The sequence below is a fragment of the Kitasatospora sp. NPDC002543 genome, from assembly GCF_053594915.1.
Window position 1 is genome coordinate 1 of the sequence record NZ_JBSFWR010000162.1, and the last position, 11,482, is coordinate 11,482.

10 protein-coding genes are annotated in these 11,482 nt (G+C 73.2%); 3 read left to right on the forward strand and 7 right to left on the reverse strand.

The window, feature by feature from the left end; genetic code table 11:
• Nucleotides 1–27 precede the first annotated feature (27 nt).
• The 5 genes from ACWD4P_RS36390 to ACWD4P_RS36410 are packed head-to-tail and all read right to left on the reverse strand — an operon-like array spanning nt 28 to nt 3,788.
• Entirely contained in the window at nt 28–612 is a 585-nt protein-coding gene (locus tag ACWD4P_RS36390; RefSeq protein ID WP_449782577.1) for a NuoI/complex I 23 kDa subunit family protein, read from the reverse strand.
• Nucleotides 609–1,568, reverse strand: a complete 960-nt coding sequence (nuoH, locus tag ACWD4P_RS36395; protein WP_449782578.1) for an NADH-quinone oxidoreductase subunit NuoH — start codon at nt 1,566–1,568, stop codon at nt 609–611. Before nuoH ends, ACWD4P_RS36390 begins: the two co-directional genes overlap by 4 nt.
• A complete protein-coding gene (locus ACWD4P_RS36400; RefSeq protein WP_449782579.1) occupies nt 1,565–2,743 on the reverse strand; it encodes an NADH-quinone oxidoreductase subunit C in 1,179 nt (392 codons plus the stop codon). The genes nuoH and ACWD4P_RS36400 overlap by 4 nt, the downstream gene beginning before the upstream one ends.
• Nucleotides 2,740–3,381 (reverse strand): NADH-quinone oxidoreductase subunit B, encoded by a 642-nt coding sequence (locus ACWD4P_RS36405; RefSeq protein ID WP_359822739.1) that lies wholly within the window; start codon nt 3,379–3,381, stop codon nt 2,740–2,742. The genes ACWD4P_RS36400 and ACWD4P_RS36405 overlap by 4 nt, the downstream gene beginning before the upstream one ends.
• On the reverse strand, nt 3,372–3,788 hold the full coding sequence (locus ACWD4P_RS36410) for an NADH-quinone oxidoreductase subunit A (protein ID WP_449782580.1): 417 nt from the start codon (nt 3,786–3,788) through the stop codon (nt 3,372–3,374). Before ACWD4P_RS36410 ends, ACWD4P_RS36405 begins: the two co-directional genes overlap by 10 nt.
• 342 nt (nt 3,789–4,130) lie before the next feature.
• Here ACWD4P_RS36410 and ACWD4P_RS36415 point away from each other — a divergent pair, with 342 nt between their 5' ends.
• Nucleotides 4,131–5,300, forward strand: a complete 1,170-nt coding sequence (locus ACWD4P_RS36415) for a sensor histidine kinase (protein WP_359822745.1) — start codon at nt 4,131–4,133, stop codon at nt 5,298–5,300.
• A gap of 146 nt (nt 5,301–5,446) precedes the next feature.
• Here the strand turns inward: ACWD4P_RS36415 and ACWD4P_RS36420 are convergent, their stop codons facing one another.
• A complete protein-coding gene (locus tag ACWD4P_RS36420; protein ID WP_449782582.1) occupies nt 5,447–6,541 on the reverse strand; it encodes a S1C family serine protease in 1,095 nt (364 codons plus the stop codon).
• Between the two features lie 231 nt (nt 6,542–6,772).
• Between ACWD4P_RS36420 and galE the strand changes: the two genes are divergently transcribed.
• On the forward strand, nt 6,773–7,759 hold the full coding sequence (galE, locus tag ACWD4P_RS36425; protein WP_449782581.1) for a UDP-glucose 4-epimerase GalE: 987 nt from the start codon (nt 6,773–6,775) through the stop codon (nt 7,757–7,759).
• Between the two features lie 43 nt (nt 7,760–7,802).
• Here the strand turns inward: galE and ACWD4P_RS36430 are convergent, their stop codons facing one another.
• A complete protein-coding gene (locus ACWD4P_RS36430; RefSeq protein WP_359822730.1) occupies nt 7,803–10,172 on the reverse strand; it encodes an outer membrane protein assembly factor BamB family protein in 2,370 nt (789 codons plus the stop codon).
• A 448-nt stretch (nt 10,173–10,620) separates the two neighbouring features.
• Between ACWD4P_RS36430 and ACWD4P_RS36435 the strand changes: the two genes are divergently transcribed.
• A complete protein-coding gene (locus ACWD4P_RS36435; RefSeq protein WP_224284690.1) occupies nt 10,621–11,268 on the forward strand; it encodes a TetR family transcriptional regulator in 648 nt (215 codons plus the stop codon).
• The last annotated feature ends 214 nt before the right edge of the window (nt 11,269–11,482 follow it).

Consider the following 11,482-nt stretch of genomic DNA (forward strand, 5'->3'; position numbering starts at 1 on the left):
TTTTCCTGATCCGCCGCCCACCGCTATCTACACCCCCCCTCCCACACTCTTCCCCACCCCCACGCTCTCCCGATCTGCCGCGGCCGGGGCCGCGGCGGCGGCCAGCTTGTCCGCCGCCTTGCGCGCGGTGGCGATCTCCTTGGGCTCCTCGGCCGCCGGGTCCAGCGCCGGCGGCGCGGGGACGGTCCACATCCACTCGCGGAGCTTCTCCCGCTCGTGGGTCAGTTCGTGGATGTCGGTCTCCGCGTACTCGAACTCCGGCGACCAGAACAGCGCGTCGAAGGGGCAGACCTCGATGCAGATCCCGCAGTACATGCAGAGCGAGAAGTCGATGGCGAACCGGTCCAGCACGTTGCGGGTGCGGGCCCGGGCGTTCGGCTCGGCGGCCGGCAGCGTCTCCTTGTGGGAGTCGATGTAGATGCACCAGTCCGGGCACTCGCGCGCGCAGAGCATGCACACCGTGCAGTTCTCCTCCAGCAGCGCGATGACGCCGCGCGAACGCGGCGGCAGCACCGGCTGCACGTCGGGGTACTGCGCGGTGACGCTCTTCCTCGTCATCGTCCGCAGCGTCACGGCCAGGCCCTTGGCCAGCCCCACTCCGGGGAAACTCATGAGATCGCCACCTTGATGATGCCGGTGAGGGCCAGCTGGACCAGCGCGAGCGGGATCAGCACCGTCCACGCGAAGCGCATCAGCTGGTCCTCGCGCAGACGCGGGTAGGTGACCCGCAGCCAGATGACCACGAAGGCCAGCGCGAAGGTCTTGAGGATCATCCAGAGCCAGCCGAGCTGGTCCGGCAGGGGCCCGTGCCAGCCGCCCAGGAAGAGCACCGCGGTCAGTGCGGACACCACCAGGATGCCCACGTACTCGGACAGCAGGAACAGCGCGAACCGCAGACCGGTGTACTCGGTGTACGCGCCGAAGATGATCTCCGAGTCGGCGACCGGCATGTCGAACGGCGGCCGCTGCAGCTCGGCCAGACCGGCCGTGAAGAAGACGAACGCGCCGATGATCTGCCAGGGCAGCCAGTACCACTCCCAGGCGTCCACGATCCCGGGCAGCGACAGCGTGCCGGCGGCCATCGCCACCGAGGCCGCCGCCAGCACCATCGGCAGCTCGTACGACATCAGCTGGGCGGCCGTGCGCAGGGCCCCGAGCAGCGAGAACTTGTTCGCCGAGGCCCAGCCGGCCATCAGCTTGCCGATCACGCCGACGCCCATCACGGCGAGCACGAAGAACAGGCCGGCGTCGACGGCCTGGCCGACGAAGCCGTCCGGGCCGACCGGGATCGCCAGCAGCACGAAGAGGTACGGCAGCAGCGAGACGGCGGGCGCCAGCTGGAAGATCCGGCGGTCCGCCCCGGCCGGGACGATGTCCTCCTTCTGCGCGAACTTCACGCCGTCCGCGACGAGCTGCGCCCAGCCGTGGAAGCCGCCCGCGTACATCGGGCCGAGCCGGCCCTGCATGTGCGCCATGACCTTGTGCTCGGTCTGGCCGATGACCAGCGGGAAGACCAGGAAGACGACGAGGGTGGCGACGCAGCGCAGCACCGTGTCGAGCAGGTTCACGCGCCGTCTCCGTCCTGGTCGGCCGGTCCGGCCGAGGTGTCGTCCTTCTGCTCGGCCGGCTCGCCCGGTGCCCCGGACGGTTCCTCCGCCGACCTCGCCGGCGGCTTCCCGGCCGGCTTCCCGGCCGACGGCTTCTCGTCGTGGGCGGGCACCGGGTTGTGCCAGGGCGCGTCGGAGGACCGGGGCCGCGCGGCGGCCGCGGGCCCGGCCTGCGGCTCGGCGGCCGACGGCGCAAGGGCGGACGGCTCGGCGGTGGACGGCTCGGCGGCAGCGGGCTCGGTGACCGGAGTCTCGGCAGCCGTCTGGCCGACCGATCCCTCGGACACCGACCGGGTCCGCCGCGGCCGGTCGGCCCGCACCGGCGGGGCGCCCTCGGCCGGAACGGCCGCCGGGGTCCCGGCGGCCGGAGCCTCGGCGGCCGCCTGGCTCGCCGACCCCGCCGACACCGACCGGGTCCGCCGCGGCCGGTCCGCCCGCACCGGCGGCGCGCCCTCGGCACCCTCAGCAGCGGCGGCACCGGCAGCACCGGCGCCCGCGGCCGCCCGGGGCGTCCGCGCCGCAGCACCGGCCGCCCGCGCACCGCGCGCGGGCCGCTCGGCGACCGGCGGCAGGGTGCCCTTGAGCGGCCCCCACTCGTTCGGGTCCGGCACGCCGGCCGGCAGCATCTTGCGCCGGGCCGGCCCGCCGCCGTGGTCGGACTCGCCCGGCTCCTTGGCGCCCGGCCAGTCCTTGGCGACCCGGGCCGCGAGCACGAACTCCTTGCGCAGCGGGTGCCCCTCGAAGCCGTCCGGCAGCAGCAGGGTGACCAGGTGGGGGTGCCCGGGGAAGTCGATGCCGAACATCTCGTGGGTCTCGCGCTCGTGCCAGGCGGCACCCGCGTACACGGCGACGGCGGTCGGCAGCGCCGCCCCGGCGCGCGGCACCCGGGTGCGCAGCGCGAGGTGCCGCACCCCCGGCGCCTCGACGGCGGCCAGGTGCGCGACCACGGAGAAGCCCTCGGCGAGCTCGTCGACGGCGCTCAGCCAGTCGAAGAAGCCCAGGCCCAGGACGTCCCGGGCGTTGGTGAGCGCCTCGATCCAGTGCTCGGCGGGGACGTCGACGGTGATCAGCCCGTACGCCTCGGCGCCGGTCGCCCACTCCCCGACCGACGCCGCGTACTGCTCGGCGGACGTCACGAGGCTCCCCCTTCCGGCGTGCCGGGGCCCGCCACCAGCGGGCGGCGCAGTGCCGCCGCGGGCGTGGTGTAGCGGTCCGGCAGGGACTCGGAGGCGATCTTCTCCTGGAGCTTGAGGATGCCCTGGAGCAGCGCCTCCGGCCGCGGCGGGCAGCCGGGCACGTAGACGTCCACCGGGATGATCTGGTCCACGCCCTTGGTGACCGAGTACGAGTCCCAGTACGGGCCGCCGGAGTTGGAGCAGGCGCCGAAGGAGATGACGTACTTCGGCTCGGGCATCTGCTCGTAGAGGCGCTTGACGGCGGGCGCCATCTTGTCGGTGACCGTCCCGGAGACGATCATCAGATCGGCCTGACGGGGTCCGGGCGCGAACGGGATGACACCCATCCGGATGAAGTCGTGCTTGGCCATGGACGCGGCGATGAACTCGATCGCGCAGCAGGCCAGCCCGAAGTTGAAGCACCAGAGGCTGTAGCGGCGCCCCCAGTTGAGCACCACCTTGACCGGGTCCGGCGCGAGCCGGGCCAGCGGGCCGATGCCGCGGCGCTCGACGGCGCCGGGGCGCGAGGGGTCCGGCAGCCCGAGCGGGACGGGACCGCCCTGCGCGTCGCCGTGCGAGTGGGAGTGCGTCACGTCCATTCCAGAACGCCCTTCTTCCAGGCGTACAGCAGCCCGACCGCGAGGAAGCCGATGAACAGGAACATCTCGACCAGTGTTCCGGCGCCGTACCCGGCGGAGGCGAAGACGGTCGCCCAGGGGAACAGGTAGATCGCGTCCACCGCGAAGATCACGTACAGGAAGGCGTACACGTAGTAGCGGATCTGGGTGTGCGCCCAGTCCTCGCCCACCGGGTCCACCCCGCACTCGTAGGCGAGGAGCTTCTCGGGCGAGTACACCACGGGTCGCAGCAGCCGGTTGGCGGTGAAGGCCACGGCGACGAAGAGCACTCCGACGACGGCCAGCAGGCCCATCGCGGCGTACGCGTCGAAGTAGCCGCTGCCGACCGCCGGGTCGGCCGCGGCGGCAGCCGCGTGCTTCCCCTCCATGCCTTCGCCTCCACCTCGGCCGTGAATCCGCCCTCAGGACAGTTCTACGACGTTTGCTCTCACGGTCCTAACCATGGCCAGAGCGTGAGTCTAAGGGGACCTCTCCGCTCCGCCCGAACCCTGCCCGCTCCGCAAGACGGCCGGTGGACACCCCGGCGGAGGTCCGGCGGCCGGCCCCGGGGTGGGGTTAACCCCCGGTCGGGAAGATGTATCACCCCCATGGCATCCATCGCCCGGCGTTCGGGAAGCTTGGTCCAGCCGCACGACGAAGAGGGACGGTAGATCCGGATGAAGCCGCTGCACCAACGGGCCGTGGACGCCATCAAGGAGCAGGACGACCGGATGGAGCGCCCGCCGCTGTACGGCGCACGGATGTGGCACCAGGTCGGGCGGTTGATGCTCAACTTCCCGCTCGGCTCGGCCGGCTTCATCGTGACCGTGCTGCTGCTCTCGGCCGGACTGGGCCTGTCGATCACCGTGGTGGGGCTGCCGATCCTGGCCGGCGGGCTGTGCGCCGCGCGGGCCCTGGGCCGGCTGGGCCGGCAGCGGGCCCGCGCGGCGTACGGTTCCGCGATCGACGAGCCGGAGCCGGTGAAGCCGCGCCGCCCGGGCATGGTCGGCTTCACCATCGCCCACCTCACCGACCTGCTGAACTGGCGCTCGGCGCTCTACAACCTGCTGATGCTGCCCTGGGGCATCGTGAGCTTCACCGTGACCCTGGTCTCGGTGGTCGTGCTCTGGCCGGTGTTGCCCTGGGTGGTCCGCGGGCTGGCCGCGACCGACCGCATCCTGATCGAGTCGCTGCTCTTCCCGGGCGCCCTGGCCGAGCGGGTGCGCGAGCTGGAGGACGACCGCGGCACCGTGGTCGACACCGCCGCCGCCGACCTGCGCCGGATCGAGCGCGACCTGCACGACGGCGCCCAGGCCCGGCTGGTCGCGCTGGCGATGGACCTCGGCATGGCCAAGGAGCGGCTGCGCGAGGTGGAGACCGAGGACGACATGGCGGCCGCCGCCCGGATGGTCGACAACGCCCACGGCGAGGTCAAGCTGGCCCTCCAGGAGCTGCGCGACCTGGCCCGCGGCATCCACCCGGCGGTGCTGACCGACCGCGGCCTGGACGCCGCGCTGTCCTCGGTCGCCGCCCGCTGCACCGTCCCCGGCGGGGTCCGGGTGAACGTCGACCTGGCCGGCCCGGACGGTCAGCCCGAGCGCCCGGACTCGGCGGTCGAGGGCATCGCCTACTTCACCGTCAGCGAGCTGCTGACCAACGTCTCCAAGCACGCCGGCGCCCGCTCCGCCTCGGTCGAGGTCTGGCGCTCGGACGACCAGCTGATGGTGCTGGTCCAGGACGACGGCAAGGGCGGCGCGGCCCCCTACCCGGGCAGCGGCCTGGCCGGACTGGCCGAGCGGATCCGCGCGGTGGACGGGGTCTTCCTGGTGGAGAGCCCCGAGGGCGGACCGACCACCGTCACCGTCGAGCTGCCCTGGCGCACCCGCACCGCCCGCCGCTGACCGCCCGGCCGGGGCAAGCGGCCCCCGGACACGGCAGGGCGCCGGGGCCTCGTCGAGCAGTGACGAGGCCCCGGCGCCGTTCCGGTACGGCACCCGGCCCGCTGAGCCCTTGCGCGGCGTGCGGCCCGGCGTCCCCGTACCGGAGCTCAGGGCGACGGGCTCTGCGCGGTCTCCAGCTCGCCGAGGGTGACGTCGGCGGTCCTGGTGCCGCCGTCCCGGGTGTAGGTGACGGTGACCTTGCTGCCCGGGGTGAGCGAGGCGAGCGCGGTGGTGAGCGCGTTCAGCGAGTCGACCGGGGTGTCGCCGATCTTGGTGATGACGTCGCCGGCCTGGAGCCCCGCCGAGGCCGCCGCCCCGCCCGGGGTGACCGCCACGATGACCGCGCCGGCCGGCTGGAACTGCTGGTTGAAGCTGGTCCGGGCGGTGATGCCGAGCGCGGCCCGGCCGGAGTTGGTGACCTTGCCCTGCTTGATCAGCTGGTCGGCGATGTTGGTGATGGTGCTCGCCGGGATGGCGAAGCCGATGCCCGGGGCGGCCGAGCCGTTGGTCTGCGGCTCGGTCGCGGCGAGCGTGTTGATGCCGATGACCTTGCTGTCCAGGTTCACCAGCGCGCCGCCGCTGTTGCCCGGGTTGATCGCCGCCGAGGTCTGCACCATGTTGCCGATGGTGGCGCCCGGCGACCCGGGGCCCTGGGGTTCGGAGACGGTCCGCCCGGTGGCCGAGACGATGCCCTGGGTGACGCTGCTGGAGAGCCCCAGCGGGCTTCCCATGGCGAGGGTGATCTGGCCGAGCTGGACCTTGCTCGAGTCGCCGAAGCTGGCCGGCCGCAGGCCGCTCGGCGGGTTGCTCAGCCGGATCACCGCGAGGTCGGAGTCGGGGTAGCTGGCGACCAGGCCGGCGTCCAGCGTGGTGGTGCTGTTGGCGAGGGTCACCGTGAAGGTCTTCGCGGTGCCGATCACGTGGGCGTTGGTGACGATGTCGCCCTTGTCGTCGTAGACGATGCCGGAGCCGAGGCTGTCGCCGGTGGTGATCTGCACCACGGAGGGCAGCACGTTGGCGATCACCGTCTGGTAGGCCTCCTGCAGCTGGGTCGCGCCGTTCGACGGGCCGGGCGTCGCGGCGGCCTGGGTGCCGGCCGTGGGCGAGCCGGTCGCGGCGACGGTGGACGAGGAGGACGAGCCGCTGCTGCAGCCGGCCAGCGCCAGCGCGGCCGCCGCCGCGACCGCGACCGCTCCCGGCAGCCGCCCGGCCGGTCCCCTCGGCGCCCGCGGGCCGCCCGGCCGGGGTCCGGTGGGCGGGAGGAGGGTGGGTTCCTTGTGACGGCGCACCTGACTGCCTCCGATTCGTCACCACGCCGAGGGGCGCGGGCATGAGTGCACGGAAATCCTTGTCAGCTTTTCACCGTTTTGTCCGCTTTGCGGCACCGACTCGCCCGAACGTGGCGATCGAATTCGAACCCCTAGGATCGGGCCATGACTTGGTTGATCACCGGCGGTGCCGGATACATCGGCGGACACGTCGTCCGACAGCTCCTCGACGCCGGCGAGCGCGTCGCCGTCCTGGACGACCTCAGCACCGGCGACGCCTCCCGGCTGCCGGCCGGCGTCCCCCTGATCGAGGGCTCCACCCTGGACCGCACCGCGCTGGACGCCGCGATCCGCGAGCACGGTGTCGAGGGCATCCTGCACTTCGCCGCCAAGAAGCAGGTCGGCGAGTCCGTCGAGCAGCCCTTCCTGTACTACCGCGAGAACATGATCGGCCTCCAGACCGTCCTGGAGGCGGCCGCCGAGGGCGGGGTGAAGCGCTTCCTCTTCTCCTCCTCCGCCGCGGTCTACGGCATGCCGGACGTCGACCTGGTCACCGAGTCCACGCCCTGCGCCCCGATGAGCCCGTACGGCGAGACCAAGCTGGCCGGCGAGTGGCTGGTCGCCGCGGCCGGCCAGGCCCACGGCATGTCCACCGTGGCCCTGCGCTACTTCAACGTGGCCGGCGCCGCCTCCCCCGAGCTCTCCGACGCCGGGGTGTTCAACCTGATCCCGATGGTCTTCGAGCGGCTCACCGCCGGTCAGGCCCCGCGGATCTTCGGCGACGACTACCTCACCCCGGACGGCACCTGCGTCCGCGACTTCATCCACGTCTCCGACATCGCCTCGGCGCACGTGGCGGCCGCCAAGCGGATGGCCGCCGACCCGGCCGGCGCGACCCGGCTGGTGCTGAACATCGGCCGCGGCGAGGGCGTCAGCGTCAAGGAGATGCTGGCCGTGATCGGCAAGGTCACCGGCTACGACACCGCCGCCGAGGTGACCCCGCGCCGCGCCGGCGACCCCGCCCGGGTGGTGGCCTCCGCCGACCTGATCCACCGCGAGCTGGGCTGGACCGCCCGTCACGACGTGACCGAGATGGTCTCCTCCGCGTGGGACGGCTGGTGCAGCCGCCACCCCGGGGCCCGCAAGGCCTGAGCCGGCCCGCCCGGTCGCCGGTCCGGCGGTGTCCGCCCCGCGCTCAGCGGGCGGGCACCGCCGTGCCGTAGAAGGCGTCCAGCGCGTACACGCAGCGGTCCTTGGAGCCGACGAAGACCCGACCGCCGACCGCCACCGGCGAGCCGGTGAGCTCGCCCTTGGTGCCGAGCTCCCAGCGCAGCTGACCGCTCGACAGGTCCAGGGTGTGCAGCGAGTGGTCCCGGCTGCCCAGGTGCACCAGGCCGTCGGCCACCGCCGGGGAGCCGACGATCTCTCCGCGCGCCGTGTAGCGCCAGCGCTCCCGGCCGGTGGCCGCCTCGAAGGCGTACAGCACCTCGCCGTTGCCGACCAGCACCATGCCGTCCGAGACCACCACCGGATCGGCCCCCTGGCGCCGGCCGGTGACCCCGCGCCAGCGGTCCAGGCCAGTGGCCGCGTCCAGCGCGTAGACGGTGCCCAGGTAGTCGGCCACGTAGACCGCGTCGGCGTCCAGCGCGGGCGGGGTGAACAGCACGACCGGGGCCTCGAAGCGCCAGCGCTCGGCCCCGCTGGCCGCGTCCAGCGCGTACACCCGGGTGCCGGCCGACACGTACAGCACGCCGCCGCGCTCGACCGGGTGCGAGGGCACGTCGTCGCCGACCTGGAAGGACCAGCGCAGGCCCGTCCCGCGCGGGTCGACGCAGCGCAGCCGCCCGCCGCCGTAGTAGTAGGCGGCGCCGCCCACCAGGACCGGGCCGGACTGCGGGTTCTCGTAGTCCTGCTGGGCGTCGTCGGCCCGCCACAGCTCGGCGCCGTTGGCGGCCGAGCGGAGCTGGACGCCGCCGCCCCTGATGCCGCAGCAGAGCACGCCGTCGGCGGCGGAGAGCGAGTAGACCCAGCCGTCCAGCGAGGTGCGCCAGCGCTCGGTGCCGTCCACGGCGTCCACGGTGTACAGGTGCGGGCCGTCCGCGGCGTGCACCCGGCCCGCGTCCACCGCGAGCGCCCAGGCGACGTCCCGGGTCTTGTAGCGGCGCTCGCCGGAGGCGATGTCCAGCGCGTGCACCTCGAAGCTGGAGACGAAGAGGGTGCCGTCGGCGACCACCGGCGTGCCCCAGACGTCGTTGGACATCCGGAACCGCCAGGGGCGCCAGCGGGCGACCGGCGCGGGCGGCGGGGTGGGCGCCCGGCGGACCCAGTCGGTCGTGGCCGGGGCGGTGCTCGGGCCCGGCTGCTCGTACTCGGCCCGCGGCCCCGGGCCTATCCGCACCGAGGCGCCGGACAACTGCACCTCGACGGAGCCGCCGGTCGGCGCCCGGTGCCGGTTCGGGGAGGCGATCTTCGCGGTCGGGATCTCGGCGTCCGAGCCCTGGCCGGGCCTCGGCATGCCGTGCACCGGCCCGGCCGGCGACTGGGCGTGCCGCCCGCCCGGGTTGGTGCGCGGGTCGGCCGGCCCGAGGTGCTGCGACGGGACGTGGGCGGGCGGCGCGTGCGGCGGCGGGGGCGGATGGGCCGGACCGGCGGGCGGGCGCGGCGCGGCGGCTGGCCGGCGGCCCCGCTTGCGCTCGATCAGCTCCAGCGCGTTGGCCGGCAGCCAGTCCCCGGCCTCGCCGGAGGCGTCGTCCCGGGAGAACAGGTGCGGGGCCAGCTCGGTCTGGATCTGCGCCGGGGTGGGCCGGCGCTCGGGGGCCTGCTGCATGCAGGCACGGACCAGGTCCATCAGCTCCGGCGGCATGCCGGTCAGGTCCGGTTCCTCGCGCAGCAGCTGGAACACCGTCTCGACCGGGTTGGTGCCCCGGTAGGGCGGGTGCCCGGTGGCGCAGAAGACCATCAGCGAGCCGAGCGAGAAGACGTCGCTGGCGCCCCGGACGGTACGGCTGTCCCTGGCCTGCTCGGGGGACATGTAGGCGGGGGTGCCGACCGCGACGTTGGTCATGGTGAGCCGGGTGCTGGACACCCCGGCCGCGATGCCGAAGTCGATCACCTTCGGGCCGTCCTCGACGACCAGGACGTTCGAGGGCTTGAGGTCGCGGTGGATCAGCCCGGCCGCGTGGATGGACTGGAGGGCCTCCGCGATGCCGGCGACCAGCCAGCGGGTGGCCTCCACCGGCAGCGGGCCGCAGTCCTCGACCAGGTCCTCCAGCGAGGGGGCCGGGATGTACGCGGTGGCCAGCCAGGGCACCCGGGCGTCCGCGTCCGCGTCCACCACGGCCGCGGTGTAGAAGCCGCCGACCGTCTTGGCCGCCTCGATCTCGCGGGCGAAGCGGACCCGGAACAGCTCGTCCTCGGCCAGCTCACCCCGCACGGTCTTGATGGCGACCCGCCGGCCCGACGCGGAACGCGCCAGGTAGACCAGCCCCATCCCACCCGCGCCGAGCCGCCCCAGCACCTCGAAGGGCCCGATCCGCCTCGGATCGTGCGCCGTCAGCTGGTCCACTCCGCTGCCACCTCCCCGTTGTCCGCACCCGCCGCGTGGTGCCGGACCCGATTCTCCAATGCCGCCCCGCGCATATCCAACCTCCCCCACCCGCCGGAACGCGCCGTCCGGGCCCGAACGACGCCCCGGACGGGCCCCTGACCAGCGAGGACGGAACGGCCGGATCCCGACGCCCGCTCCGGGGGCGGCTTGCGCGCGGAGCCCCGGACCGTTCACTTCCGGACGGCACCTCACTCTTCGGCCGCCGTCACGCTCTGTCACCCGATCACCCCTCAGCGGACTCGCCGTCACGCTGTGAGATCAAAGGCACACGGGGGGGCTTCAACAGGGGCTTCGAGGCCCGGTGAATATCCGTCCGAAGTGGTTCATGCCGCTATACCAACCCCCGTGCGGAGTAATAGTCGCATCACCGAATCGCGCCAAGATCGTGCCACGGTAAGCTGACGGCATGACAGGACAAGTTCGCACCGTCGACGGTCGCGTCGCCGGGCGACGCGGACAGGAGACGCGGCAGAAGCTGCTCGATTGCCTCCGCGAGATGCTCAGCACGTCGCCCTATCGGGACGTCAAGGTCATCGACGTCGCCCGTATGGCGGGTACCTCCCCCGCGACCTTCTACCAGTACTTCCCGGATGTCGAGGGCGCAGTCCTCGAAATCGCCGAGGAAATGGCCAAGGACGCCGACCAGCTCAAAGAGCTGGTGGCCGGAAAGTCCTGGGCAGGGAAGTCCGGACCGACCACTTCGGAAGAACTGGTCGACGGATTCCTCGCCTTCTGGCGCAAGAACGACGCCATTCTCCGAGTGGTCACGCTCGGTGCCGCCGAAGGGGACAAGCGGTTCTTCAAGATCCGCATGACGGTCCTCAACGCGGTCGCCAAGCCGCTCGCAGAGGCCGTCAAGGAACTCCAGGCGAAGGGTCAGGCCGACAAGTCGCTCGACCCGAACGCCGTGGCTGGGGCCCTGGTCTCGCTGCTCGCCTCGGCGGCCGAGCACCAGAAGGCCTTCACCTCCTGGGGCGTCAAGGTCAAGGACCTCAAGCCCAACCTCGCTCCCCTGGTGTACCTGGGTGTCACCGGCAAGAAGGCGCCCAAGTAGGACCGTCCTCCGACCCACCATCCGCTCCGCGCGCAGCCCCGGCCTCCTGTCCGGGGACCGACGGACGGCGGCCGTGTCCTCGGGGGAGGTCCGCCGACGTACCGCACGCGCGCCAGACACGCCGGTGGGCGGGCACCCGCGGGCCCACACTGCTGGCCTCGCTCGGCTCCCAACTCGCCTCGATCGCGCTGCCGTTGCTGGTCCTGCGGGAGAC

Coding starts and splice junctions, on each gene's coding strand:
- ACWD4P_RS36390 (WP_449782577.1), bottom strand. CDS start 612: ATGAGTTTCCCCGGAGTGGGGCTGGCCAAGGGCCTGGCCGTGACGCTG.
- ACWD4P_RS36405 (WP_359822739.1), bottom strand. CDS start 3,381: ATGGACGTGACGCACTCCCACTCGCACGGCGACGCGCAGGGCGGTCCC.
- ACWD4P_RS36410 (WP_449782580.1), bottom strand. CDS start 3,788: ATGGAGGGGAAGCACGCGGCTGCCGCCGCGGCCGACCCGGCGGTCGGC.
- ACWD4P_RS36415 (WP_359822745.1), top strand. CDS start 4,131: ATGGAGCGCCCGCCGCTGTACGGCGCACGGATGTGGCACCAGGTCGGG.
- galE (WP_449782581.1), top strand. CDS start 6,773: ATGACTTGGTTGATCACCGGCGGTGCCGGATACATCGGCGGACACGTC.
- ACWD4P_RS36435 (WP_224284690.1), top strand. CDS start 10,621: ATGACAGGACAAGTTCGCACCGTCGACGGTCGCGTCGCCGGGCGACGC.